20 protein-coding genes, 1 tRNA gene and 1 pseudogene are annotated in these 24,733 nt (G+C 60.4%); 7 read left to right on the top strand and 15 right to left on the bottom strand.

The window, feature by feature from the left end; genetic code table 11:
• Positions 1–74, bottom strand: a tRNA-Gly gene (locus QZ196_RS14285).
• A 139-nt stretch (positions 75–213) separates the two neighbouring features.
• Between QZ196_RS14285 and QZ196_RS14280 the strand changes: the two genes are divergently transcribed.
• On the top strand, positions 214–1,392 hold the full coding sequence (locus QZ196_RS14280) for an NAD(P)/FAD-dependent oxidoreductase (protein ID WP_296427569.1): 1,179 nt from the start codon (positions 214–216) through the stop codon (positions 1,390–1,392).
• A gap of 18 nt (positions 1,393–1,410) precedes the next feature.
• On the opposite strand, the gene murD is transcribed toward QZ196_RS14280, so the two are convergent.
• The 13 genes and pseudogenes from murD to QZ196_RS14215 all read right to left on the bottom strand — a co-directional run bounded on the left by murD (position 1,411) and on the right by QZ196_RS14215 (position 14,168).
• Positions 1,411–2,811, bottom strand: a complete 1,401-nt coding sequence (gene murD, locus QZ196_RS14275) for a UDP-N-acetylmuramoyl-L-alanine--D-glutamate ligase (RefSeq protein ID WP_296427567.1) — start codon at positions 2,809–2,811, stop codon at positions 1,411–1,413.
• Positions 2,812–3,060: 249 nt separating this feature from the next.
• A pseudogene (locus QZ196_RS14270) lies at positions 3,061–3,342 on the bottom strand (tetratricopeptide repeat protein); the annotation flags it as partial.
• Between the two features lie 12 nt (positions 3,343–3,354).
• Positions 3,355–3,918, bottom strand: a complete 564-nt coding sequence (locus QZ196_RS14265; protein WP_296427565.1) for a hypothetical protein — start codon at positions 3,916–3,918, stop codon at positions 3,355–3,357.
• Positions 3,919–4,013: 95 nt separating this feature from the next.
• Positions 4,014–4,220: a hypothetical protein gene (locus tag QZ196_RS14260; protein ID WP_296427563.1), complete on the bottom strand. Its 207-nt coding sequence runs from the start codon at positions 4,218–4,220 to the stop codon at positions 4,014–4,016.
• 130 nt (positions 4,221–4,350) lie between these two features.
• The gene (gene mraY / locus QZ196_RS14255; RefSeq protein WP_296427561.1) at positions 4,351–5,433 is read right to left on the bottom strand and encodes a phospho-N-acetylmuramoyl-pentapeptide-transferase; all 1,083 of its coding nucleotides are present in this window, start codon (positions 5,431–5,433) and stop codon (positions 4,351–4,353) included.
• Between the two features lie 9 nt (positions 5,434–5,442).
• The gene (gene murF, locus QZ196_RS14250; protein WP_296427559.1) at positions 5,443–6,876 is read right to left on the bottom strand and encodes a UDP-N-acetylmuramoyl-tripeptide--D-alanyl-D-alanine ligase; all 1,434 of its coding nucleotides are present in this window, start codon (positions 6,874–6,876) and stop codon (positions 5,443–5,445) included.
• Positions 6,873–8,360, bottom strand: coding sequence for a UDP-N-acetylmuramoyl-L-alanyl-D-glutamate--2,6-diaminopimelate ligase (locus QZ196_RS14245; RefSeq protein ID WP_296427557.1), 1,488 nt, complete (start codon positions 8,358–8,360; stop codon positions 6,873–6,875). Before QZ196_RS14245 ends, murF begins: the two co-directional genes overlap by 4 nt.
• 13 nt (positions 8,361–8,373) lie before the next feature.
• Positions 8,374–10,158 carry a penicillin-binding protein 2 gene (locus tag QZ196_RS14240; RefSeq protein WP_296427555.1) on the bottom strand — a complete coding sequence of 595 codons (1,785 nt, stop codon included), beginning with the start codon at positions 10,156–10,158 and terminating at the stop codon, positions 8,374–8,376.
• Positions 10,155–10,514 carry a cell division protein FtsL gene (locus QZ196_RS14235; protein ID WP_296427553.1) on the bottom strand — a complete coding sequence of 120 codons (360 nt, stop codon included), beginning with the start codon at positions 10,512–10,514 and terminating at the stop codon, positions 10,155–10,157. Before QZ196_RS14235 ends, QZ196_RS14240 begins: the two co-directional genes overlap by 4 nt.
• The gene (gene rsmH, locus QZ196_RS14230; protein WP_296427552.1) at positions 10,514–11,488 is read right to left on the bottom strand and encodes a 16S rRNA (cytosine(1402)-N(4))-methyltransferase RsmH; all 975 of its coding nucleotides are present in this window, start codon (positions 11,486–11,488) and stop codon (positions 10,514–10,516) included. The genes QZ196_RS14235 and rsmH overlap by 1 nt, the downstream gene beginning before the upstream one ends.
• A 10-nt stretch (positions 11,489–11,498) precedes the next feature.
• Positions 11,499–11,993 (bottom strand): cell division/cell wall cluster transcriptional repressor MraZ, encoded by a 495-nt coding sequence (locus QZ196_RS14225; RefSeq protein WP_296427551.1) that lies wholly within the window; start codon positions 11,991–11,993, stop codon positions 11,499–11,501.
• Positions 11,994–12,600: 607 nt separating this feature from the next.
• On the bottom strand, positions 12,601–13,098 hold the full coding sequence (locus tag QZ196_RS14220) for a GNAT family N-acetyltransferase (RefSeq protein WP_366510981.1): 498 nt from the start codon (positions 13,096–13,098) through the stop codon (positions 12,601–12,603).
• Positions 13,095–14,168 carry an Mrp/NBP35 family ATP-binding protein gene (locus QZ196_RS14215; protein WP_296427548.1) on the bottom strand — a complete coding sequence of 358 codons (1,074 nt, stop codon included), beginning with the start codon at positions 14,166–14,168 and terminating at the stop codon, positions 13,095–13,097. Before QZ196_RS14215 ends, QZ196_RS14220 begins: the two co-directional genes overlap by 4 nt.
• A 250-nt stretch (positions 14,169–14,418) precedes the next feature.
• Between QZ196_RS14215 and QZ196_RS14210 the strand changes: the two genes are divergently transcribed.
• Positions 14,419–14,634, top strand: a complete 216-nt coding sequence (locus QZ196_RS14210) for a DUF1127 domain-containing protein (protein ID WP_296427545.1) — start codon at positions 14,419–14,421, stop codon at positions 14,632–14,634.
• A 403-nt stretch (positions 14,635–15,037) separates the two neighbouring features.
• On the top strand, positions 15,038–15,637 hold the full coding sequence (locus QZ196_RS14205; RefSeq protein WP_296427571.1) for a LysE family translocator: 600 nt from the start codon (positions 15,038–15,040) through the stop codon (positions 15,635–15,637).
• A 31-nt stretch (positions 15,638–15,668) separates the two neighbouring features.
• On the opposite strand, the gene QZ196_RS14200 is transcribed toward QZ196_RS14205, so the two are convergent.
• A complete protein-coding gene (locus tag QZ196_RS14200; protein WP_296427543.1) occupies positions 15,669–18,197 on the bottom strand; it encodes a UvrD-helicase domain-containing protein in 2,529 nt (842 codons plus the stop codon).
• 96 nt (positions 18,198–18,293) lie between these two features.
• Between QZ196_RS14200 and QZ196_RS14195 the strand changes: the two genes are divergently transcribed.
• The 4 genes from QZ196_RS14195 (at position 18,294) to QZ196_RS14180 (ending at position 24,587) form a co-directional block, all read left to right on the top strand.
• Positions 18,294–18,995: a divalent cation transporter gene (locus QZ196_RS14195; protein ID WP_296427542.1), complete on the top strand. Its 702-nt coding sequence runs from the start codon at positions 18,294–18,296 to the stop codon at positions 18,993–18,995.
• A gap of 3 nt (positions 18,996–18,998) precedes the next feature.
• Positions 18,999–20,138, top strand: a complete 1,140-nt coding sequence (locus tag QZ196_RS14190; protein WP_296427540.1) for an alpha-hydroxy acid oxidase — start codon at positions 18,999–19,001, stop codon at positions 20,136–20,138.
• A gap of 60 nt (positions 20,139–20,198) precedes the next feature.
• The gene (locus QZ196_RS14185) at positions 20,199–23,642 is read left to right on the top strand and encodes a pyruvate carboxylase (protein WP_296427538.1); all 3,444 of its coding nucleotides are present in this window, start codon (positions 20,199–20,201) and stop codon (positions 23,640–23,642) included.
• A gap of 129 nt (positions 23,643–23,771) precedes the next feature.
• Positions 23,772–24,587: a phosphodiesterase gene (locus QZ196_RS14180; RefSeq protein WP_296427536.1), complete on the top strand. Its 816-nt coding sequence runs from the start codon at positions 23,772–23,774 to the stop codon at positions 24,585–24,587.
• Positions 24,588–24,733: the final 146 nt, after the last annotated feature.

Genomic DNA, 24,733 nt, shown 5'->3' with positions numbered 1-24,733 from the left:
TGGAGCGGGTGACGGGAATCGAACCCGTGTCTCTAGCTTGGAAGGCTAGGGTCTTACCATTACACAACACCCGCGCTCTGGAATTACTGCATATTTCAAGCCTACCATATCGTCAAGGAAGCCAGAGCTTCTTCCGAGCATAAATATCCCCGCCGGAGGCACCCGCACGCAGTCACCCTTGCACCGCCACGCTTTCCGGGCCACATCGACGGCATGAAAATACAAACCCTCATCATCGGCGCAGGCGCCGCTGGCATGATGTCCGCGGCACACGCAGGACCCGGCGTGCTGGTCGTCGATCACGCCAAAGCACCCGGCGAAAAAATCCGCATCTCCGGCGGCGGGCGATGCAACTTTACCAACATGCACACAAGCCCCGAAAATTTCATCAGCCAGAACAAACACTTCTGCAAGTCTGCGCTGGGACGCTACAGCCAATGGGACTTCGTCAGCCTTGTTGACGCACATCGCATCCCATGGCACGAAAAAACCCTTGGTCAGCTTTTCTGCGACAACAGCGCCAAGGACATCATCATCATGTTGCGCGCCGAAATGGACCGTGCGGGCGCACAGCTTTGGCTGCGAACAGAGGTCGGCGAAATCACACATGATGGCCGTAACTTTCATATCAACCTGACCCGCGAAGGGCGAACAACACGCGTTACGGCGCGCAACGTGGTCGTGGCGTCAGGCGGTAAATCAATCCCCAAAATGGGTGCCACCGGGTTGGCATACCGGATTGCCGAACAATTCGGACTAAACACGATAGCACCGCGGCCCGGTCTGGTTCCGCTCACGTTCTCTGATGACAAATTCAAACCTCTGGCAGGTGTCGCAACCCCTGCCCGCGTCACAGCGCATGGCATCAGCTTTGATGAGGCCATTCTATTTACCCACCGCGGCCTGTCTGGTCCGGCTATCCTGCAAGCCTCGTCGTATTGGGACGAAGGCCAGACCATCAGCATTAATCTGACACCACAGGCAAATCTCTGCGACGCATTACGTGCCGAGCGGCAAATATCGGGCCGCAAAGCGCTGAGCACCGTGATGTCGCACTACTTGCCAAGCCGGTTGGTCGCACATCTGGCAACAGAGATCCCGCTCAACGGCAACCTCGCCGACCAAAGCGACGCCGCTCTGCTCGCCATCAGCGATAGCGTGCAGAACTGGGTGCTGACACCAACCGGATCCGAAGGCTATCGCACGGCAGAAGTCACCCTTGGCGGGGTGGATACCGATGCGCTGTCGTCAAAAACGATGGCGGCAAAAACCATGCCACGGCTTTATTTCATTGGGGAATGCGTCGATATGACTGGTTGGCTTGGGGGCTATAATTTCCAATGGGCATGGTCATCGGGTTGGGCAGCAGGGCGCGCCATTGCAAGCCCGTAAGGTGGGTCAAGACCCACCTTACAACGTGGCTGCCGTCACGCAGCGCACAAAATCCTCACCGCGTTTTTCAAAGTTGTCATATTGATCGAATGACGCCGCCGCGGGGGCGAGCAGCACAACGTCTCCTGCTTCGGCTTCGGCCACCGCATTTGCGACGGCCACGTCCATCGTCAGGCAGACCTCGGTCGCAACACCAACCAGTTGACGCGCAAAGCCTTCGGCTTCGCGGCCAATCACATAGGCCTTCACCACATGATCCAGATGCGGCAACAGCCCTTCCAGACCGCCTTCTTTCTGCAAGCCGCCGCAAATCCAGCGCACCTTTGCAAAGGCCTGCAGGGCCTTGGCAGCGCTGTCGACATTTGTTGCCTTGCTGTCGTTCACAAAGGCCACGCCCCCGACCTCGGCCACCAACTGCGACCGATGCGGCAGGCCCGGATAGCTGCGCATCGCCGCCTCAATCCCCTTTGGTCCAAGGCCCATCGCCCGGCAGGCTGCGTAGGCGGCACAGGCATTCTGATGGTTGTGCGCGCCGGGTAACCCTTTGATATCCCTAAGATCAATCGCCCCAGCCTGACGGCCCTTGCGGTATTCCGACAAGAACCCCTTGCGGGCAAAAACGCTCCAACCCAGACCGATCAGCTTCTGCCCCGATGATATCGCGATGACGCGGTCGTCGCCGGGACCTTCGGCCAGTTGGTTGGCCAGATAACGTCCTTCGGGTTCGTCCATGCCGATGACCGCACGGTCGGGGCCACCTTCGGCGAACAACCGGCGCTTGGCCGCAAAGTATCCGCCCAAACCGGCGTGCCGGTCCAGGTGATCGGCAGAAAAGTTAGTAAAAACAGCGACATCCGGGGTCAGCGACCGGGCCAGGTCGGTCTGGTAGGAGGACAGTTCCAGCACCACCACCTCACCGTCATGGGCCGGGTCGATGTCCAGCACGCCGCGCCCGATATTGCCCGCCAATTGCGCGGGCCGGCCATTTTCCACTAGGATGTGGTGGATCAAGGCGGCGGTCGTGGATTTGCCGTTTGATCCGGTCACCGCGATCACGCGGGGGGGGGTGTCGAAGCCATCCCAATCGTCGGTCGCAAAGGACCGAAAGAACAGCCCGATATCATTGTCCACCGGCACGCCTGCGTCCCATGCGGCGGCGACTGCGGGATGCGGGCTGGGGTAGAGATGCGGAATGCCGGGACTGACGATAAGGGCCGCAACCCCTTCAAAAGACGCCACTTTTGCTAGATCACGCAGAGCAAACCCATCGACCTGTGCGGCGTCCCGCGCGGTCTGGCCATCGTCCCAGACCACGACCTGCGCCCCGCCTTCGCGCAATGCCAACGCCGCCGCCCGGCCCGAACGGCCAAGCCCCAGAACGGCGACAATCTGGCCCGTGTAACCTTGCACTGGAATCATCGCACTGCCCCTTTGGTGTTTTGCGGGCAGAGTGCCGTCTGCGGGGGCTGGACGCAAGGTGAGGTAAAGGAGGTATTAACGCGATTTCGGGCCACGGCGGCAGATCACGGCAAATCCCCTTGGTTAACAGGGGTCTTGAGGCCATTTTGCGGGTATGTTTGGCGTATGCAAGCCGTACAGAAGCTGTACCTACCGATCTGCGGGTATGGGGTGATTAAGGGGGCGTACGGTGGAAATGTGAATGAGGTGTTAGGGTTTGGGGAGTCCAGCAATCTGCGCCTGAGCCGAAGCGACATGCGGGTGCGCTGCCGGCAGGGTTGCCTGCAAGATCGACAAAGCCTGCGTGAGCAGCGGGCGCGCCTCCTCTGCCCGCTCTTGTTGCACCAAAAGACGTGCGAGGTTGTTGAGGTGCGTCGCATAGGCCGGATGCCCGTTGCCAATCGTCGCGCGGGCAATCTGCAGCGCCTGAAGATACAGCACTTCGGCCTCGGCAAACCGGCCCTGTGCCTGCACCACCATCGCGAGGTTGTTGAGGCGCGTCGCTTAGGCAGCGCTGTCCGGGCCAGAATCAGCCTTTGCGCGCGCGACAAGACGTTCACAGGCTGCGACCGCTTCGTCCCCCTTGGCCAGTCTCCACGTCATATGCGCATATGCTTCCAAGTGGGACTGATCATCGCTAAGGTCGGCAGCCCGTTTGTAATGGGTGTAGGCGTCGTGCCATTTTACCGCATCTTCAGCAATCAGGCCCTTGCCATAATAGGCGTTGGCGGCAAGCATTATGCCACGCTCTGCCGTTTCAGTAAGCAGCGCGTCAATTTCGGCATAGTCGAGGTGTTCAAACCGTTCGAGCGCAGAGGTGATGCGGTTTTGGCCCAATGATTGCGCTGCGGCGGCACCTTGTAACAGCTTTTCAATCTGGCTGGCACGCTCCTTGTGCTCTACGAAGGCTTGATCTGGATTGGCCAATCGCAACTCAAGTTCTTGTTTTTGCTCGCGTAACTGTGCCAGTTCAGCATTTAGTTGTCGCTTTTCCAGTTCGCTGACCTTTAGGACAAGCGCTTCTTTCTCGGCTATCAGCTCATCAATGCGCGCATCCTTGCGCTGCATCTCTGCAATGAATAGCGTAGGGTCCATGCCGATGTTTTGGGTATTGCTATGGCCACCCTTTTGCGTTTGCCCCACATCCTTGCTGCCAAAAAAGTTCATGCGTTTTGGTCGCCGTCCGTGGTGTTATCCATCGTTTGTTTGACATCATCGCGCTGCGCGGTTTGCGTGCTGCTGCGACTGTTTGTCATCTTTTGATCAACGGATGGTTTGCGTTTTTTGAGCTGCCAATACGGGATCAGCACAGCGACGATTGCAATAATTACCCCGCCAATGACCCAGTAATCCATTCCAGACTGCGGCATCAAATCGTTCCTTTAAATGACTGCGGGCACCATACACGTCTGACGCGACTTGGGAAGGGTGGCGGGGTGAACCCCGCCCTACGGGAGGGTTGTACGCATTTGGCTTTGGCGGACGGCGACGTTGTCCCCCCTACCGCACCTTCAGCGTTGCGAGGCCGATCATGGCCAGGATCAGGGAGATGATCCAGAAACGGATCACGATCTGGGGTTCGGCCCAGCCCTTTTTCTCGTAGTGGTGGTGGATCGGGGCCATCAGAAAGACCCGCTTGCCGGTCCGTTTGAAGTAGAGGACCTGAATGATGACGCTGAGCGCTTCGACCACGAAAAGGCCGCCGACGATGGCCAGAACGATCTCGTGCTTGGTGGCCACGGCGATGGCACCGAGCGCGCCGCCAAGGGCCAGTGATCCGGTGTCGCCCATGAAGACGGCGGCGGGCGGCGCGTTGTACCACAAGAACCCGAGGCCGCCACCGATCAGGCCCATGGTAAAGATCAGGAGTTCGCCGGTTTGCGGCACGTAATGCACATCGAGATATTCGGTAAAGTCGGTCCGGCCAACCGCATAGGCGATGACGCCAAAGGTGCCTGCGGCGATCATCACCGGCATGATGGCCAGCCCGTCAAGCCCGTCGGTCAGGTTGACCGCATTGGCCGAGCCCACGATCACGATCACGCTGAAGGGTACGAAAAGGATCCCGAGATTGATCAGCGTGTTTTTGAAAATCGGCAGGGCCAGTTGGTTATCCAGTCCTTCGGGGTGATATTGCGCGGCCCAGAAACCGGCGATGGCCGCAATCAAGATGCCCAGCACGATGCGGATTTTGCCGGAGACGCCGTTGGTGTTTTGCTTGGACACTTTGGCGTAGTCATCGGCGAACCCGATCAGGGCAAACGACAGGGTGACAAACAGCACCATCCAGATGAACGGGTTGTCCAGCCGCGCCCAGAGCAGGGTCGAGGTGGTCAGCGCGCCGACGATCAACAAGCCGCCCATGGTCGGCGTGCCGGCCTTGGCGAAATGCCCCGCGGGGCCATCGCTGCGGATCGGCTGGCCTTTGCCTTGCTTGCGGCGCAGCACGTTGATCAGCGGCAGGCCAAAGATGAAGCCAAACAGCAGCGCCGTCATAAATGCGCCACCCGCGCGGAAGGTGATATAGCGAAACAGGTTGAAGAAATCGCCGCCGTCGGAAAGTGCTGTCAGCCAATATAGCATAGGAAACCCTTATTCATCTTGTGGGCGGCGATGCCCCAGTTTGCGGATGGCGTCAACGACCAGACTGATTTTGCTGCCCTTGGAACCTTTGACCAGCACAACATCGCCTGCATCGACCAGACGCGATACCTGCGGGACCAGATCGGCGGCCTGCGGCGCCCATTGCCCGCGCTTTTCTTGGGGCAGCGCCTGCCAGAGGTGGTGCATCAACGGCCCGGCGCAATGGATCAGGTCCAGCGTTTGAAGGTGCTTGTCTGCGGCCATGGCGCGGTGCATCTGCACCTCGTCCGGTCCCAGTTCGCGCATATCGCCAAGGATCGCCACGCGCCGCCCCTTGACGATGCGGCCCACGTCATCAGTGGGTTGCGCTGATGCGACGACCTCGAGAGATGCGGCCAGAGACGTGGGGTTGGCATTGAATGCGTCGTCGATCAGGTCCAGCGTTTCGGCTTCGTTTGTGGCGTCCAGCACGATCACCTCGCGGGTGCCGCGCCCGGCGGGCGGCGTCCATCGCGCGATACCAAGGGCGGCGGCCACCGGATCGGCGCCCAATGCGGCGGCAACGGCAAGAACGCCCACGGCATTCATGGCAAAGTGACGGCCCGGCACGGACAGTTTGAACAGGTAATCCTGCCCCTGACCGGTCGCGCGTATCACCGTGACGTTGCCGATCAGCCGCACGTCCGTGACCCGCCAATCGGTCCCCGTTTCACCAAACAGCACCAGTGTGGCCCCCATCGTTGCCGCGTGATCGCGCAACACACCGCTGGTTGCGATATCGGCGTTCACGATGGCAATGCCGCCGGGCACCAGCCCGTCGAAAATCGTGGCTTTTTCGATGGCGATCCCGGCAAGACTGTCGAAGGCCGCCAGATGCGCCGCCGCCACGGTCGTGATCATCGCGACATGCGGGCGGGCCAGTTTCGCAAGGGGGGCGATTTCGCCGGGGTTGCTCATTCCGATTTCGACGATGGCAAAGTCGGTGTCGGCTGGCATCCGTGCGAGGGTCAGCGGCACACCCCAGTGGTTGTTGTACGACGCTTCGGCGGCGTGACATTTCCCTTGGACGGACAGCACGGTGCGCAACATTTCCTTGGTCGATGTCTTGCCGACGGACCCGGTGACCGCCACGACCTGTGCCGTCGTGCGGGCGCGGGCGGCACGGCCCAGATCAGCCAGCGCGCACAACACGTCTGCGACGATCAACAGTGGCGCATCATCGGGCACGCCATCGGGCCGATGGGTGACAAGCGCTGCGGCGGCACCTTTTGCCAAGGCCTGCGCGACAAAATCATGGCCATCGCGGATGTCGGTCAGGGCGACAAAAAGATCGCCGGGCTGCAATGTGCGCGTGTCGATCGACACGCCCTGCGCCGTCCAGTCACGGGTGGTCTGCCCCCCGGTGGCCGCGACGGCATCGACAGAGGTCCAAAGCGCGTTCATATTTTTCCCTCAAGTGCGGCGACGGCCACGCTGGCCTGTTCGACATCATCAAACGGCAGGACCGTGTCACCCACGACCTGCCCGGTTTCATGCCCCTTGCCCGCAATCAGCAGCGCATCGCCGGGGGCCAGCATGTCGATACCGCGCAAGATCGCCTCGGCGCGGTCGCCCACTTCGGTGATGCTGTCCGAGCCACCTGCGCTGACGGCACCGGCCATGACGGCGGCGCGGATACGGGCGGGGTCTTCGGAACGGGGGTTATCATCTGTGACAATCACGATATCGGCGTGAACCGCAGCGGCGGCACCCATCAGGGGCCGTTTGGCGGTGTCGCGGTCGCCACCAGCACCGACAATGGCGATGATCCGGCCCATGACGTGCGGGCGCATGGCCTGCAGCGCTGTCGCAATCGCATCGGGTGTATGGGCGTAATCCACAAACACAGCCGCGCCGTTTTCCCGCGTCGCGGCCAGTTCCATCCGGCCCCGCACGGTTTTGAGGTGGGGCAGCGTGTCGAACACCGCTTGCGGGTCAGCGCCGGCGGCGATCACCAGACCGGCGGCCAGCAGCACGTTATCCCCCTGAAACCCGCCGATCAGGGCAAGCCGGGCCTGATGCGGGCGGCCTTGCCATGTGAACAGCAGGTCCTGACCTGTGGCATCAAAGCGTTGGCCGGTCAGGCGCAAGCGTGCGCTGGCCTGTCGGCCAATTCCGATGATCTCTTGACCGCGCGCGGCGCAGATATCGGCCACCTGCCCCCCCTTGGGATCGTCCAGATTGATGACGGCCACGCCATCTTCGGCCAGAACACGGGTGAACAGGCCCATCTTGGCCTGAAAGTAGGCTTCGAACGTGCGGTGGTAATCCAGATGGTCCTGGGTGAAATTCGTAAAGCCAGCCGCCGCCAGCAGCACCCCGTCCAGACGGCGCTGGTCCAGCCCGTGCGACGATGCCTCCATTGCGACATGGGTGACGCCGTGATGTACGGCCTTGGACAGGACCCGGTGCAGGGTGATGGGTTCGGGTGTGGTGTGTTTGAGCGGATGGGTCCACGCGCCTTCAACACCGGTGGTGCCAAGGTTCACACCGGCGATTCCCATTTCCTCCCATATTTGACGGCAGAAGGTCGAAACCGACGTCTTGCCATTGGTGCCGGTGACGGCGACGACGGTGGCGGGATGCGCCCCGAACCACAGCGATGCGGTCTGTGCCAAGGCCTGACGCGGGTCCTGGGCGATGATCACTGCGGCATCGGACGCGGCGAGATCGGCCGCGGCGATGCGCGCGCCCCGTGCATCGGTCAGAACAGCCCCGGCACCCATGCGCAGGGCGTATTGAATGAACTCTCCGCCGTGCACCTGTGCGCCCGGCAGGGCGGCAAACAACATGCCCTTTTTGACCTCGCGGCTGTCCACGGTCAGCCCGGTGATCTGTGCTTCGCGCGCACCTTGGGCCGTCAGCCCCAGCTCTGCCAGTGATTTCATCCGCGTGCCCCGCCTAGTTTGAGGTGAGTGTTACACCGACCGATTGCACCATGTCTACTTGCGGTCTCAGTCCCAAAAGCGGGGCGACGCGGCGGATCATCTCGGCGGCGACGGGCACGGCGGTCCAGCCTGCGGTGCGACGCGGTTCGGTGCCGGAATTCTCAGAGGGTTCATCCAGCGTGACGATCAGCACATATTTGGGATCATCGGCGGGAAAGATCGACGCAAAGGTCGCGATCACCTTGTCATCATAGTAGCCGCCGCCATTTTCGCGCGGCTTGTCGGCGGTGCCGGTCTTGCCACCCACGGCGTAGCCCGGCACCTCGCCGAATGAGGCGGTGCCGCGGACGACGACGGCGCGCAGCATTTGGCGGACCTGCGCGCTGACATCGGCGCGGACGACACGGGGGCCCGGTGTGATGCCATGCTGGCGCAGCAGTGTCGGTTCAACACGGATGCCACCGTTCAGCACCGACGCATAGCCGGTGGCAAGGTGCAGCGGCGACGTCGACAGGCCATGACCATAAGAGATTGTCATCGTTGATATTTCAGACCAGTTGCGCGGCAACAACGGGGCACCGGAGGGCGCCTCTGACAGCTCGACCGGGGTGGCCTTCAGAAAGCCGAGCGCCCCGAGAAATGCCTGCTGGCGGTCGGCCCCGACCTGCATCGCAATGCGCGCCGTGCCGATGTTCGAGGATTTGACGATGACGTCGGTCGTGCTGAGTTGGGCGCCGTAATCGTGGAAATCACGAATGCGAAAGCGGCCCCACGTCAGCGGCCCCTGCGTGTCGATCATGGTATCTGAATTGATCAGCCCCAGTTCCATCGCCTGTGCAACGGCGAAAATCTTGAACGTGGACCCCAGTTCGTAGACGCCTTGCACCGCGCGGTTGAACAGGGGGCTGTCGGATTGATCGCCGGTCAACAGCACACGGGGGCGGTTGTTTGGGTCAAAATCAGGCAGCGACACCATCGAGATAATCTCGCCGGTGTGGATATCCATCAAAACCGATGCGGCACCTTTGGCGTTCATCAGCGACATACCACCCGACAGCACCTGTTCCGCGGCGGCCTGCACGGTCAGATCAAGCGATAATTCCAGTGGCGCGCCTTCATTGGCCGGGTCACGCAGGAAGGCATCGAATTCGCGTTCGACGCCCGCGACACCGATCACTTCGGCGCTGGCGACACCTTCGCGGCCATAGCTGGCCCCGCCAAGGATATGTGCCGCAATCGGGCCATTGGGATAAAGCCGCATTTCGCGCGGACCAAACAGCAGGCCGGGGCTGCCGATGTCATGCACGGCCTGCATCTGTTCGGGGCTGATCTGGCGACGAATCCACAAGAAGCGCCGTGCGCCGGTGAAATCAGCCAATAATTGGGCTTCGTCCAGTTCGGGAAAAATCGCGGCCAGACCACGGGCCGCATTGGCCGGGTCAATCATGTCCTGCGGGTGTGCAAAAAGCGAATGTGTGGCAAGGTTCGTCGCCAGAATACGGCCATTACGATCAACGATATCAGCACGTTGCCCGATAATCGGGTTACCCACGGTCGTTGTGCGCGGCTCTTCGGGGACAGATGATGCGAGCACGCCCATCCGGCCACCAATCGCCGCGAAGGCGCAAAAGAATGCCAGACCCAGAACCAGCAGACGCCCTTCGGCGCGCTGGCGGACCTTGTCCTGAATGGCCTCGTGGCGCAGGCGCAGGTTTTCCGCCTCGATGACGTCGGGGTTTTCACCGCGCGCGCGCGCCTTGAGGATGCGGGCCAGCGGGCGCAGGGGTGTGCGGGTCATAGCGGTTCTTCCGTGCCGCGATAGACATCGTTGGACAACTCTATCGGATCGGTGATCGGCAAAATGGGCGGGATCGGATAGATGATTTGATCGACCTGCCCAAAGGCATCGGGCATCAACGGCAGCAGCCCAAGACGGTCGTAATTCAAGTCAGCCAGATCGGCCAGACGGTCAGGCCGGTTGAGATAGGCCCATTCGGCCCGCAGCATCCCAAGCCGTTCATGCGCCGCGCCAATCTGCGCATGCAGATCACGCACATCCTTGATCGCCGCCTGTGTCTTGTAGTTTTCCTGATAGGCCCAAAAAGCCATGCCCATGACGCCAAGCGCCGCCAGCACATACAGAAAGCCACGCATCACCGGCCCCCTTTCATCATCGGCATACCCAGCGATGCAGGGTCGATATCCTGCGCGGGGGCATCGGTGCGGATCGCCACGCGCAGTTTGGCCGAGCGGGACCGGGGATTGACCGCCAATTCATCTGCATCGGGGCCGATCGCCTTGCGCTTTTCAATCCGAAATGCCGGGGTGATCTGGACGGTTTCGGGGACAAAGCGGTTGGCATTGGCCGTATTGCCCGACCGGGCCTGCAAGAACCGTTTGACCATCCGGTCTTCGACAGAATGGAAGGTGACAACAGCCAATTGGCCACCGGGTTTCAAGGCACGCTCTGCGGCCATCAGCCCTTGGGCCAGTTCGCCATATTCATTGTTCACCGCAATGCGCAGCGCCTGAAACGTGCGTGTTGCGGGGTGCGATTGGCCAGGTTTGGAGCGCGGCAAGCACCCCTCGACGAGTTTGGCCAGTTGCAGGGTCGTCGTCACGGGACGCGCGGCCACAATCGCGCGCGCGATCCGGCGCGATGCGCGTTCTTCGCCGTAAAGGTAAATGATATCAGCGATCTCGGCCTCTTCGGCGGTGTTCACAAGATCCGCCGCCGAGGGGCCTTCTTGGGACATGCGCATATCGAGCGGCCCGTCGCGCATGAACGAAAAGCCACGTTCGGCCAGATCCAGCTGCATCGAGCTGACGCCAAGGTCCAGCACGACGCCGTCCAGATCATTGCCGTATTCATCAAGCCTGGAAAACGTGCCTTCGACCATCTTGATCCGGTCGCCATAGTCGGCGGCCCAAGCCTGTGCCATGTCAAAGGCCATCGGGTCGCGGTCTACGGCGATCACCTGATCCGCGCCGGCGGCCAGCAACGCACGGGTATAGCCACCCGCGCCAAACGTGCCATCCAGCCAGATGCCGGAAACGGGCGAAACCGCCCTGATCAGCGGCCCAAGCAGTACAGGGATATGGGGTTGGCGGTCTGCGGCAGCTGACATCATACCCTCCTCAGGTGCCCAGCAAACTGAGCGGGTCAAAATCATCGGGCTGTGCGTCCAGCCATTCATGCATGGACTGCCCGACCGTCTGCGCGAAGGTCTCGGCTTTCCAGACTTCGAAATGGTCGCCGACACCGCTGAAATAGACGTCGCCTTCGGTCAGGCCCAGCTTTTGGCGCTGCCGGATCGGCATGACACAGCGCCCGTCCTTGTCCACCTCAAGCTTGATCGACTGACCGAGGATCAGGCGCGACAAACGGGTGCGGGACGCATCGCCGCGCGGCATGGCGTTGATCTGGTCGGCGATTTCGCTGAAGCCTGCCATCGTATAGACATGCAGGGTTTCCTTGAGGTGATCACCGTACAAAAGATACAGACGGGGGTTCAGGCCAGTGGTCCAATCGGGGTCGCCGGATTCAAGCACACGACGAAAATCGGCCGGGATCGACATGCGCCCCTTACCGTCCACCTTTTGGGTGTGTTCGCCTGTGAAACTCAGAACCACTGTCCCTTGGCCCTTCTACTGAAACCGCCCCCACAAAAAACTGCCTTGGATGTGGAAACGGCGGATTGCGCTGCTGCCACTGCACAATCCGCCGCCCTCGTCCCATTTCTGGGAAAGTCCGACTGCGCGTGCCACCTGGGGGGATGTCTGCTCGCTCACGCGCCGGATCTCATTATTCGGTAAGTACGAGGCCTGTATGAAACCTGCTTTTGCCGGTTGGGGTTCTTGTTGCCCCTTAAAGTCTTATCTCGTCTTTACCGTACAACCGTTGTGCCACCAGTCAGGCCACCAATCAACAGTTTTCTGGGAATTCATGGTATCTGATGGGGATAGACAGGGGTTACCACAACAACATTTTGACTATTCCGGCCCAAGGCGATGGCTCACATTGTACCAAAGCGGTGATGACCCACTATATATGGTGGAAATAAGGGAATTATCTTGTGGTTCCAGAAAATACCGGTTTTTTCGGGACTACGTTGGAATTGGTCAAGGATGCCACACGATTCTGGGCGGTTTCACGCGAAAACCGGCATGGATTCGCCGTAGAAGTGATTCGGTTCCCGATGGGGTCCCATGAAATCCCGGCGCTAGTCTGTAACTGAGCCTATGTCGGTGGGTCCAGCCGTTTGTACATCACATGGGCCTGCACCATTCCAGCTGTGGGATGGGCAAACGCATCGGGGATCGTGCCCACGGTCGCAAAGCCAAGATCATGCCACAACCGCACAGCCCCATGATTGCTGGCCAGCACAAAGTTGAATTGCATGGCACGGTAGCCCAGCGCGCGGGCGGCGTCCTGCGAATGGAGGCACATCTGGCGCGCAATACCCTGCCCGCGTGCGGCGGCGGCCACCACATAACCGCAGTTGCAGATATGCGCGCCGCCGCCCGGCTGGTTGGTGCGGATATAGTAGGTGCCGACAATCCCCGCGTCGGTTTGCGCCACATAGGTCGCCCGCGCGCTGGTCATCCAATAGGCCTGCGCCGCATCCCGGCTGATCGCGGGCTCCACGGCATAGGTCGTGCCGGCACGAAAGACATCGCGCAGCATAGGCCAGACGGCTGCAAAATCCGGCGCAGTGGCGGGGCGGATCGTAACTATGCCATGCCTCCGTCGATGAGCCGGCGGGCCAGCACGCGGTAGGCATCAGCCATCGGGCCATCGCCCGCCGCAATCGGCGTGCCTGCATCGCCTGCAAGCCGGGTATCCAAGTCAATCGGTAGCGTGCCAAGCAAGGGCACGCCGATCCTCTCGGCTTCGGCGGCGACACCGCCATGGCCGAAAATATGGGATTCATGGCCGCAATTAGGGCAATGGAAGGTGGACATGTTTTCGATCAGACCCAGCACCGGGGTATTGAGGGTCTGAAACATATCCAAAGCCTTGCGCGCATCAATCAAGGCGACGTCCTGCGGCGTGCTGACGACGACGGCGCCGGTCAGTTCGGTCTTTTGGCACAGGGTCAGTTGCACATCGCCGGTGCCGGGGGGCAGATCAATGATCAGCACATCCAATGCGCCCCATTCCACCTGCCCCAACATCTGTTGCAACGCGCCCATCAACATCGGCCCGCGCCAGACGACGGCCTTGTCAGGATCAACCATCAGGCCAATCGACATCATCGTGACACCATGAGCCTGCAGCGGAATGATCGTCTTGCCATCAGGGCTGCCGGGGCGTTTGTTCACGCCCATCATGCGCGGCTGGCTGGGACCATAGATATCCGCGTCCAGCAAACCAACGCGGCGCCCCTCGCGGGCCAGCGCCACAGCAAGGTTCGATGACACGGTGGATTTACCAACGCCGCCCTTGCCGGAACCGATTGCCAGTATGCGATCCACGCCAGCGACACGCGCGGGCCCTGCCTGCGGGGTTGGATGGCGCCCCACCTTGAGCGAGGGCGGCGCGGGTGCCTTGTGGGCCGGACCATGCGCGGTCAGCACGACCGAGACATTGGCGACGCCGGGCATCGCGCGGACCATCGCCTCGGCTGCGTGCCGGATCGGTTCCATCCGGGCGGCCTGTGCGGGATCGGGTGCTTCGATCACGAACCGGACCGAGTCGGCCTCGATCATCAGTGCGCGGATCATATCGCGCGACACAAGATCACCACCGTCAGGCAATGTGATGCGCCCCAGCGCATTTAGGATTTCATCGCTTTTCACGGACATCTGTCCCTCCGGTTCGTCGGCTGCCTACTTTGCGGTCACCATCTGCCATCTATTGAGCAGTGCGCAAGGGATTGGCACCACATGACCCGAATAAGATCGGTTTCAAGGCATTAGGTCAGGTTTGCTTATGCATTTTCTGCATAGCAGCATTGTTCGCTTAGGAGATTGTGCAAGTGCAGCATTTTCATACATCTTTGTCACAACACAAGCAGTACAGACTGCAAGGTACAAGTTAGACGAAAGAGAAGCGATGACAGTTCTTACACTCACAGGTTTTGACGGCGCAACATTCGGTCAGCGTATCGCAGCGCTCCGGGCGACATTTGCAGACAAATTGGCAAAGCGCAAAATCTACAACGCAACATTCAAAGAGCTGCAAAGCCTGACCGATCGTGACCTGAACGATCTGGGCATGAGCCGCAGCATGATCAAAGGCATCGCGCTGGAAGCGGCCTACGACAAGTAATTCAAGGATCGGATCGGCCTCCTCCTCCCTTCTAGGCTGATCTGAAACGACCTGGGCGCCCTCCGGTGAGCCCGGTCAACAATAAGGCGGCGGCATCCACCTCCTCCCGGGTGCCGCCGCTTTGAAACAGAATTCGGAACCGTCACCTCCTCCCGACGGAACCGATCATACCGCAGGCCGCGCTCACCTCCTCCCGAGCAACGCCCGCGAGGAAGCGCCCCGCTCTTCTCCTCCCGAGACGCGAGAGGGTGCTGATCATAAGGACGGCGATGCCCACCTCCTCCCGGGCGTCGCCGTTTTTTTATGTCCGTTGTGATGCGATCTGGTCAGGTCCGGCGCAATTGCTGCGGTGGGTGGAATATTTGGCTGGTTCTTGGTGGCCAACACCAGATATCCAGACCACATGCCTTATGAAATCCTGATTGGCCTGATCGGCTTTGCCTTTGCGAGTTCCGTGACACCGGGACCCAATAACCTGATGCTGATGGCATCTGGGGCCAACTATGGGCTGCGCCGGACGGTGCCCCATCTGCTGGGGATATCGCTTGGTCATGCGTTCATGGTCACGATGGTTGGGGTTGTCCTGTTGCAGATTTTCGACAGCTATCCGGTGTTGAATGTCCTGCTCAAGGTGATCAGTGCGGCCTATATGGCGTGGCTGGCGTGGAAAATCGCCAATGCTGTGCCGCCACAGGCCGAACAGGTGACAGGCACCCCGTTCACATTCATGCAGGCGGCCGCGTTTCAGTGGGTCAACCCCAAGGCGTGGTTCATGGCAATTACGGCGATCAGCACCTATGCGCCGCAGGATCGCGGCATATGGATCGGGTCGTTGATGGTCGCCGGTGTTTTTGCAGCGACCAACCTGCCGTCGGTGACGGTTTGGGCATGGATGGGCGTGCAAGTGCGGCGCTGGCTGGGAACGGCGCGCCGATTACGGGTGTTCAACGTGACGATGGCGGTGCTGCTCTTGGGGTCGTTGTGGCCGATGTTGACCCACTAGTTGCGATCAATTTTCCAGAAAAGCTTTCACGTTAAAACGGAACGTCATCCGCTTGTCCGGCGCTGACCACGAACCGCGCGACGACATGCTTTGATCCCGCTTTGTCAAAGGCAATCACCAGCTTGTCGCCTTCGATCCCCATCACTTCGCCGTAGCCAAATTTTTGATGAAACACCCGGTCGCCTTCGGTAAAGGCCGATACGGCCGCGAGATCAATCGTCATATTGCGCGCCTCAGCTGGCATCGCCATGCCACGCTGCGCGCTGCGGTTCTGCAACCGCCGCCAGCCGGGCGAGTTATAGACATTCGCGTCATGGGCCTTTTGGTGCAGATTTGACATCGCACCACCCGCGATTGCAGGCGAGGCGCTGGCTGCCATGCCTGCCGCGCCATAGCTGCCGCCATAAAGGCCGGGTGGGGTCAGCACCTCGACATGAGGTTCGGGCAATTCATCAATGAACCGCGACGGCATTTGCGAGGTCCATCCACGAGAATCCTTATTGAACATCATCCGGTTGCTGGCAAACGATATGATGCAAACAGCCTCAGCTCGCGTGATCCCAACATACGCAAGGCGGCGTTCTTCCTCCAACCCTTTTTCGCCAAGTATGCCAGGTTGGTCCATCGACCTTTGTGACGGAAACAGTCCATCCTCCCAGCCCGGCAGAAACACAGCAGGGAATTCAAGACCCTTGGCCGAATGGAGCGTCATAATACTAACTTTTTCGACATTTTCCTCTTGGCCATTATCCAGATTGAGACTTACATTTTCTAAGAAACCCTGTAGGTTTTCGAAGCGTGATAATTGCGCGATCAATTCCTTTAGATTTTCAAGCCGCCCAGGCGCTTCAATATCTATCGGAACAAGAGTATCACCTCGTTCAAATTCTTCCGGGGTTTGTTGCTTGAAATACGAAGCCGTATAGCCGCTCTCATCCAGAATTTTTTCTGCTAACTCAACATGGTCATATTCAGTTTCATCAGCATCGAATGCTGCAACAATCGACTCATCTTCAAACACAGAATTATCGGCTTGAATTTGACGGACTGGCCCAATGGTTTCGCCATGCCACCGATCAATCCCTTCAACGAGGATTGCAAGTTCCTTCAGGCCCTTACCTTTGATGAGTTTGTTCTGACAACACAATCGCGCACTTTCAAAAAGTGAAATTTCGTTTGCCCCAGCCGTATTTCGAATTGTCTGCACAGCCTTATCGCCTAATCCGCGTTTAGGTGTATTTAATACTCTTTCGAAAGCAAGGTCATGATCTGGGGAGACAACAACTCTGAAGTAAGCGACAGCATCTCTGATTTCTTTACGTTCATAAAAACGCGGGCCACCAATGACACGATAAGGCAGACCAATTGATAGGAACCGATCTTCAAATGCGCGCATCTGTTGCGTAGCCCGAACCATGATCGCCATCTTATCAAGATTGATCGGTTCCATGCCACGGGTGCCGCGCTGCATTGCCTCGATCTCTTCGCCGATCCAGCGCGCTTCTTCTTCGCCGTCCCAATGGCCGATCAGGCGTACCTTTTCGCCGTCGGTCCGCGAGGTGAAAAGTGTCTTGCCCAGCCGCCCCTTGTTGGCGGCGATCACACCGGATGCGGCAGCGAGGATATGCGGGGTGGAGCGGTAGTTTTCCTCGAGCCGGACCACATGGGCGCCGGGGAAATCGGTTTCGAACCGCAGGATATTGCCCACTTCGGCACCGCGCCAGCCATAGATCGACTGGTCATCATCGCCGACGCAGCAGATGTTCTTATGCGACGCGGCCAACAAGCGCAGCCACAGATATTGCGCGACGTTGGTGTCCTGATATTCGTCGACAAGGATGTATTTGAACCAGCGTTGGTATTGCTGGAGGACGTCGGGGTGGGTCTGAAAGATCGTGACCACATGCAGCAGGATATCGCCGAAATCGACGGCGTTCAGTTCCAGTAGGCGGCGCTGATAGGCGGCGTAAAGCGCGGCCCCCTTGCTGTCAAAGGCCCCGGCATCCGCCGCCGATATCTTATCAGGGGTCAAAGCCTTGTTTTTCCAGTTGTCGATGATCCCGGCAAGCATCCGCGGTGGCCACCGCTTTTCGTCGATGCCCGCAGCCACGATCAGTTGTTTCATCAGGCGGATTTGATCGTCGGTGTCGAGGATGGTGAAGTTGGATTTCAGCCCAACCAGTTCCGCATGGCGGCGCAAAAGTTTGGCGCAGACGGAATGGAAGGTGCCCAGCCACGGCATCCCCTCGACTGCGTCACCCATCAGCGACCCGATCCGCAATTTCATTTCGCGGGCGGCCTTGTTGGTGAATGTCACGGCCAGAATTTCGTGCGGGCGGGCGCGGCCTGTGGCCAACAAATGCGCGATGCGGGTCGTCAGCGCCTTGGTCTTGCCCGTCCCTGCCCCCGCCAGCATCAAGACGGGGCCGTCCAACGTCTCGACCGCCTCGCGTTGGGCGGGGTTCAGCCCATCAAGATAGGGCGTCGGGCGTTGCGCCATCGCGCGCTGGCTCAGGGGAACGGCGGCCTCAAAGGCGTCATCTTCGGAAAAACTGCTCATGCGGGGCAAGATAGCTGGAAAGAGGCGGCAGGAAAAGGGCTGTTCACACAATGTTCCCAGCTTCCCTCGGATCATTGCATCAGCTAGGTCAGTCGCATGATACAGGTGATCCTTCTTGCAGGTTTGGCCGGCGCGATGATCCCGCTTGGCGGATGGCTGGCCGCACATGAGCATATCCAGCGCCATTGGCTGCGCAATGAGCTGCGCCATACCGTGATCGCCTTTGGCGGCGGTGCATTGCTGAGTGCGGTGACCCTGGTCTTGATCCCCAATGGCGATGCAGCGCTGGGCGATTTCGCGGTGATCGCGTGGATTGCCGCTGGCGCGATGGTGATGGCGTCGGTGGACGCATGGTTGACCCATTCGGGATCTCCCAAGGCGCAGCTGGTCGCGATGTTGTCCGATTTCATCCCCGAGGCGATTGCGCTGGGGGCGGTGGTGGCTAGCGGCGAAGGGTCCGCGCTGTTGCTGGCGCTGCTGATCGCGCTGCAAAACCTGCCCGAGGGTTTTAACGCCTACCGCGAGCAAGCGGATGCCGGAATGCACGGGCCGCGTATTTTGCGGCGCTTTTTGATGCTGGCCTTATTGGGGCCGTTCGCCGCAGCGGGCGGGTATGTTTTGCTGGCTGATCTGCCGCAGATTACCGGGGCGCTGATGCTGGCGGCGGCGGGCGCGATCCTTTACCTGATTTTTCAGGACATTGCCCCGCAAGCGAAGCTCCGCAACAAACGTGGCCCGGCGCTTGGGGCCGTGGCTGGATTTCTGCTGGGCCTTTTTGGCGATTTGGTGATTGGATAAAGCATGTCTCTGCATACGAAGTACCCTGCGATTGCTGACCTCAAGACGCGCGCGCGGCGCCGTATTCCGCATTTTGTGTGGGAGTATCTGGACAGCGCGACCGGCATGGAAGCAACCCTGCGGCGCAATCGCACCGGGCTGGATCAGGTGTTGTTGAACCCCTCCATCCTGCATGGCGAATTCGCGCCGGATCTGACAACGACCTTGCTGGGGCAGACCCACCCCCTGCCCATCGGGATTGCGCCGGTCGGCATGTCGGGGCTGATATGGCCCGGTGCGGAACAGATGCTGGCGCGCACAGCGGCCGCGCAAAACATCCCCTATACGCTGTCCACAGTCGCCAGCCAACTGCCCGAGGACGTCGGGCCGCATGCAGGCCAGCATGCGTGGTTTCAGCTATACCCGCCCCGCGACCCCGGCATTCGCGACAGCATTTTGCAGCGCGCCAAAGCATCGGGTTTCACCACGCTTGTGCTGACGGTCGACGTGCCTGTCGCATCGCGTCGCGAGCGGCAGACGCGCGGGGGGTTGACCAATCCGCCCAAGCTGACGCCGCGTCTTGCCCTGCAGGCGGCGCAATGCCCCGCCTGGCTGAACGGGATCCGCAAAACCGGGATGCCGCGTTTGCGCCTGATGGAAAGCTATTCGGAAAACCGCAGTGCGCTGCCGTCCAACCAACATATCGGGTATCTGCTGCGGACGTCGCCGGATTGGGATTATTTCAAAGCGCTGCGTCGCGTCTGGGATGGCCCGTTGATCGTCAAAGGCGTGTTGCGGCCCGCCGATGCGGCGCGGCTGGCGGACGAGGGCGCGGACGCCATTTGGGTCAGCAACCACGCAGGGCGGCAGTTTGACGGGGCGCCTGCCACCATTGACGTGTTGCCGGATATGCGTGCCGAGACCACCCTGCCGATCATCTTTGACAGCGGGATCGAAGGTGGGTTGGATGTATTGCGCGCGCTCGCGCTGGGGGCTGATTTTGTCATGCTGGGACGCGCGTTCCACTATGGTCTTGGGGCCTTGGGCGAACCGGGTGCGGCGCATGTTCTGGATATCCTGCGACAGGATATGATCAGCAATATGGGGCAAATCGGGGCAAAAACCCTTGGGGCTGTTCGCGATTGCCTGCGGCATACCCAGTAATCGTTATGGACGTTTGGCTGAATGCTGCTAACAATGCTGCAACTGCGAAGGGGACAGACCATGACCGATTTCAAGAAAATTCTTATCGCCAACCGTGGCGAAATTGCGATCCGCATCATGCGGGCCGCCAACGAGATGGGCAAAAAGACGGTCGCCGTTTTTGCCGAAGAAGACAAATTGGGCCTGCATCGGTTCAAGGCCGACGAAGCCTATCGGATCGGCGAAGGTCTGGGACCGGTCGCGGCCTATCTGTCGATTGATGAGATTATCCGCGTGGCCAAGATGGCTGGCGCCGATGCGATCCACCCCGGCTATGGCCTGTTGAGCGAAAACCCCGATTTCGTGGATGCCTGCACGGCGAACGGCATTACCTTTATCGGACCCAAGGCACAGACGATGCGCGAATTGGGCGACAAGGCCAGTGCGCGGCAGGTGGCGATTGCCGCAGGCGTGCCGGTGATTCCGGCGACGGTCGTGTTGGGCGACGACATGGATCTGGTCAAGAAACAGGCAGCCGAGGTCGGCTATCCGCTGATGCTCAAGGCGTCGTGGGGCGGCGGCGGACGCGGGATGCGCCCGATCATGTCCGAGGATGAACTGGTCGAGAAGGTCCGCGAAGGCCGGCGCGAGGCGGAATCCGCCTTTGGCAACGGCGAAGGGTATCTGGAAAAGATGATCATGCGCGCCCGCCACGTCGAGGTGCAGATCCTAGGCGACAGCCATGGCACGATTTACCACCTGTGGGAACGCGATTGTTCGGTCCAGCGCCGCAACCAAAAAGTGGTCGAACGCGCCCCTGCCCCATACCTGAGCGGCACGCAGCGTGAACAGCTATGCAATTTGGGCAAAAAGATATGTCAGCATGTGAATTACGAATGTGCGGGCACCGTCGAATTCCTGATGGATATGGATAACGGCGAATTCTACTTTATCGAGGTCAACCCGCGTGTGCAGGTTGAACATACGGTCACGGAAGAGGTGACGGGCATTGATATCGTGCGCGCCCAGATCATGATCGCCGAGGGCAAATCGCTGGTCGAGGCCACCGGATGCGCCAGCCAGTATGATGTCAAGCTTGACGGGCATGCCCTGCAATGCCGGGTCACCACCGAAGACCCGATGAACAACTTTATCCCCGACTATGGCCGTATTCAGATGTACCGCAGCGCCACGGGCCCCGGTATCCGGCTGGACGGTGGCACCGCCTATTCCGGCGCGGTGATCACGCGCTATTACGACAGCCTGCTGACCAAGGTGACCGCCCGCGCGCCCACACCCGAAATGGCGATTGCAAGGATGGACCGGGCGTTGCGGGAATTCCGCATTCGCGGCGTCAGCACCAATATCGCGTTCGTTGAAAACCTGCTGAAGCATCCGACGTTCCTGAACAATGAATACCATACCAAATTCATCGACGAGACGCCGGAGCTGTTCAACTTCAGCAAGCGGCGCGACCGGGCGACCAAGATCCTGACCTATATCGCCGACATCACCGTGAACGGGCACCCTGAAACCGCCGGGCGGCCCCTGCCCCATGCCGATGTCAAACCGCCGCGCGCGCCGATCAAGCCCACGACCGATGTGATCCCCGGCACCCGGCAAATCCTTGAACAATTCGGGCCAGAGGCCGTGGCCGACTGGATGCGCGACCAAAAGCAACTATTGATCACCGACACGACAATGCGCGACGGGCATCAATCCCTGCTGGCCACGCGGATGCGGTCAATTGACATGATCCGTGTCGCCCCGACCTATGCCGCCAAGATGAACCAGCTGTTCAGTGTGGAGTGCTGGGGCGGTGCCACGTTCGATGTGGCCTACCGATTCTTGCAGGAATGCCCGTGGCAGCGCCTGCGCGATATCCGCGCGCATATGCCCAATATCATGACGCAAATGTTGCTGCGTGCGTCAAATGGCGTGGGCTACACCAACTATCCCGACAATGTGGTGCAGGCCTTTGTGGCGCAGGCCGCCACATCGGGGGTCGATGTGTTCCGGGTCTTCGACAGCCTGAACTGGGTTGAAAACATGCGCGTCGCCATGGATGCCGTGATCAAGGCCGGGAAAGTCTGCGAGGGCACCATCTGCTATACCGGCGATCTGCTGGACCCGGACCGGGCGAAATACGACCTGAAATATTACGTCGGCATGGCCAAGGAGCTGGAGGCCGCAGGCGCCCATGTTCTGGGGCTGAAAGACATGGCCGGGCTGTTGAAGCCCGCAGCCGCAACCGCCCTGATCACGGCACTGAAGCAAGAAATCGGCCTGCCGATCCATTTCCACACGCACGACACCTCGGGGGCGGCGATTGCCAGCGTCATGGCGGCTTCGGCGGCGGGGGTGGATTGTGTGGATGCAGCGATGGACAGCTTTTCGGGGAATACATCCCAGCCGACGCTGGGCTCGATTGTCGAGGCGCTGAAGGGGTCCGACCGCGACACCGGTCTGGATATCACGGCGATCCGCGAGATCAGCAACTATTTCGAACAGGTCCGCGCGCATTATGCCGCCTTTGAAAGCGGCCTGCAGGCCCCTGCGTCCGAGGTGTATTTGCACGAAATGCCCGGTGGGCAGTTCACCAACCTCAAGGCGCAGGCGCGGTCGTTGGGGCTGGAGGAACGCTGGCATGAGGTCGCGCAGACCTATGCGGATGTGAACCGGATGTTTGGCGATATCGTCAAGGTCACGCCCTCGTCCAAGGTCGTCGGTGACATGGCCCTGATGATGGTCAGTCAGGGCCTGACGCGGGCACAGGTCGAAGACCCCGACGTCGATGTCGTGTTCCCCGACAGTGTTGTGGACATGATGCGCGGCAGCCTTGGGCAGCCACCGGGCGGCTGGCCCGAGGCCATTCAGAAAAAGATCCTCAAGGGTGAAAAGCCGTTCGTGGAACGCCCGGGCAAATTCCTGCCGCCCGTCGATCTGGCAGCCGCGCGGGCCGATCTGGCCAAGAAACTAGAGGGTAAGACGGTGGATGACGAAGACCTGAACGGGTATCTGATGTACCCCAAGGTTTTCCTGGATTACATGGGCCGCCATCGGACCTATGGGCCTGTCCGCACACTGCCCACACGCACGTTCTTTTACGGGATGGAACCCGGCGAGGAAATCGCCGCCGAAATCGACCCCGGCAAGACCCTTGAAATCCGGATGCAGGCCGTGGCCGACGTGAACGAGGATGGCGAGGTCAAAGTGTTCTTTGAGCTCAACGGGCAGCCGCGCACGATCCGGGTCATGAACCGGCTGGCCGCAGCCACCAAGGTTCAGCGCCCCAAGGCCGAAACCGGCAACCCCGATCACATCGGCGCCCCGATGCCCGGCGTCGTGGCCACGGTGGCCGTTGTGGTCGGCAAAAAGGTCAAGGCCGGTGATCTGCTGCTGACGATCGAGGCGATGAAAATGGAAACCGGCATCCATGCCGAGCGTGACGCGGTCGTCAAGGCCGTGCATGTGCACGCCGGCGCGCAGATTGATGCCAAGGATCTGTTGGTCGAGTTGGCGTGATGGCAGTGCAATTGGCGTCGCCCTGCCGGAATACGCCGGGGTCGGACGGTTCCGGCCACGGCCAGGCCGGATGATCTGCCGGCCCATTGGGAAATCGCCGAAATTTGATACTGTTTAAGGAGTAACCCGATGCAAAAACTGCTTGTGATCAGCGATATCCATATTTGCCAACCGGGCGAGACGATTATCGGGCTGGACCCGATGGCGCGGTTTCGGCTGGTGCTGGATGCGGCTTGTACGGCCCACCCTGATGCTAAGGCTCTGATCCTACTGGGGGATCTGACCCATCGTGGCCTGCCCGACGAATACGCGGCCCTTGCCACGGTCCTGCGGGATGTGCCTATTCCCATCATCCCGATGCTGGGCAACCATGATCGGCGCGCAGCGTTTCTGGCGGCCTTTCCCGACGCGCCGCGCACGGGTGCCGGACACGTGCAGGGCATGATGGATTTGCCGCGGCACCGGGTTATCACGCTTGATTCGCTGGATGGTCCGCCCTACCCAGCGGGGCACCATATGGGGCGACTATGCCCCGACAGGCGCGCCTTTCTAAGCGCGGCACTGGCCGGTGCCAGAGACAGAACCGCGCTGGTGTTTGTGCATCACCCGCCGTTTGCGACGGGCATTGCCGGGATGGACGCCATCAATCTGGCGGACGGCGATACATTTCTGGACCAGCTTGCCGCGCATGGCGCTGTGCATTTGTTCTGCGGACACGTGCACCGCACAATGTCCGGCAGCAGCCGCGGCGTGCCCTGGAGCATGTTCAAAAGCCCCTGCCACCAAGGGGTCTTGGACTTTGAGAGCGACAACTCATCGCTGTCGGTTGATGAACCGGGCGCCTATGGGTTGCTGTTGCTGCATGAGGGGGGCGTGATCGCCCACAGCGAAGACGTGGGGCTGATCGCGCAGACGACATTCAGCGATTGCGCGCCAAAGGCATGACCCCGGCAGAGAACCTGCGAAAAACTGGTGCGACGGGCGATTTTGGTCTTGCAGAGTCTGCGAAGTGTTTATAGATCACCCCTCACGAACAGGATGCGGGCGTAGCTCAGGGGTAGAGCATAACCTTGCCAAGGTTAGGGTCGAGA

Source organism: Yoonia sp., from assembly GCF_017854565.1.
GTDB lineage: Bacteria > Pseudomonadota > Alphaproteobacteria > Rhodobacterales > Rhodobacteraceae > Yoonia.
The sequence above is the reverse complement of the archived record's forward strand: the minus strand, read 5'-3'. Positions and strand labels throughout refer to the sequence as shown.

Excerpts from the sequence above, each read along its gene's own strand:
- QZ196_RS14280 (WP_296427569.1), top strand. The coding sequence starts at position 214 with ATGAAAATACAAACCCTCATCATCGGCGCAGGCGCCGCTGGCATGATG.
- murD (WP_296427567.1), bottom strand. The coding sequence starts at position 2,811 with ATGATTCCAGTGCAAGGTTACACGGGCCAGATTGTCGCCGTTCTGGGG.
- QZ196_RS14265 (WP_296427565.1), bottom strand. The coding sequence starts at position 3,918 with ATGCAGCGCAAGGATGCGCGCATTGATGAGCTGATAGCCGAGAAAGAA.
- QZ196_RS14260 (WP_296427563.1), bottom strand. The coding sequence starts at position 4,220 with ATGCCGCAGTCTGGAATGGATTACTGGGTCATTGGCGGGGTAATTATT.
- mraY (WP_296427561.1), bottom strand. The coding sequence starts at position 5,433 with ATGCTATATTGGCTGACAGCACTTTCCGACGGCGGCGATTTCTTCAAC.
- murF (WP_296427559.1), bottom strand. The coding sequence starts at position 6,876 with ATGAACGCGCTTTGGACCTCTGTCGATGCCGTCGCGGCCACCGGGGGG.
- QZ196_RS14245 (WP_296427557.1), bottom strand. The coding sequence starts at position 8,360 with ATGAAATCACTGGCAGAGCTGGGGCTGACGGCCCAAGGTGCGCGCGAA.
- QZ196_RS14240 (WP_296427555.1), bottom strand. The coding sequence starts at position 10,158 with ATGACCCGCACACCCCTGCGCCCGCTGGCCCGCATCCTCAAGGCGCGC.
- QZ196_RS14235 (WP_296427553.1), bottom strand. The coding sequence starts at position 10,514 with ATGCGTGGCTTTCTGTATGTGCTGGCGGCGCTTGGCGTCATGGGCATG.
- rsmH (WP_296427552.1), bottom strand. The coding sequence starts at position 11,488 with ATGTCAGCTGCCGCAGACCGCCAACCCCATATCCCTGTACTGCTTGGG.
- QZ196_RS14215 (WP_296427548.1), bottom strand. The coding sequence starts at position 14,168 with ATGTCCGTGAAAAGCGATGAAATCCTAAATGCGCTGGGGCGCATCACA.
- QZ196_RS14210 (WP_296427545.1), top strand. The coding sequence starts at position 14,419 with ATGACAGTTCTTACACTCACAGGTTTTGACGGCGCAACATTCGGTCAG.
- QZ196_RS14205 (WP_296427571.1), top strand. The coding sequence starts at position 15,038 with ATGCCTTATGAAATCCTGATTGGCCTGATCGGCTTTGCCTTTGCGAGT.
- QZ196_RS14200 (WP_296427543.1), bottom strand. The coding sequence starts at position 18,197 with ATGAGCAGTTTTTCCGAAGATGACGCCTTTGAGGCCGCCGTTCCCCTG.
- QZ196_RS14195 (WP_296427542.1), top strand. The coding sequence starts at position 18,294 with ATGATACAGGTGATCCTTCTTGCAGGTTTGGCCGGCGCGATGATCCCG.
- QZ196_RS14190 (WP_296427540.1), top strand. The coding sequence starts at position 18,999 with ATGTCTCTGCATACGAAGTACCCTGCGATTGCTGACCTCAAGACGCGC.
- QZ196_RS14185 (WP_296427538.1), top strand. The coding sequence starts at position 20,199 with ATGACCGATTTCAAGAAAATTCTTATCGCCAACCGTGGCGAAATTGCG.
- QZ196_RS14180 (WP_296427536.1), top strand. The coding sequence starts at position 23,772 with ATGCAAAAACTGCTTGTGATCAGCGATATCCATATTTGCCAACCGGGC.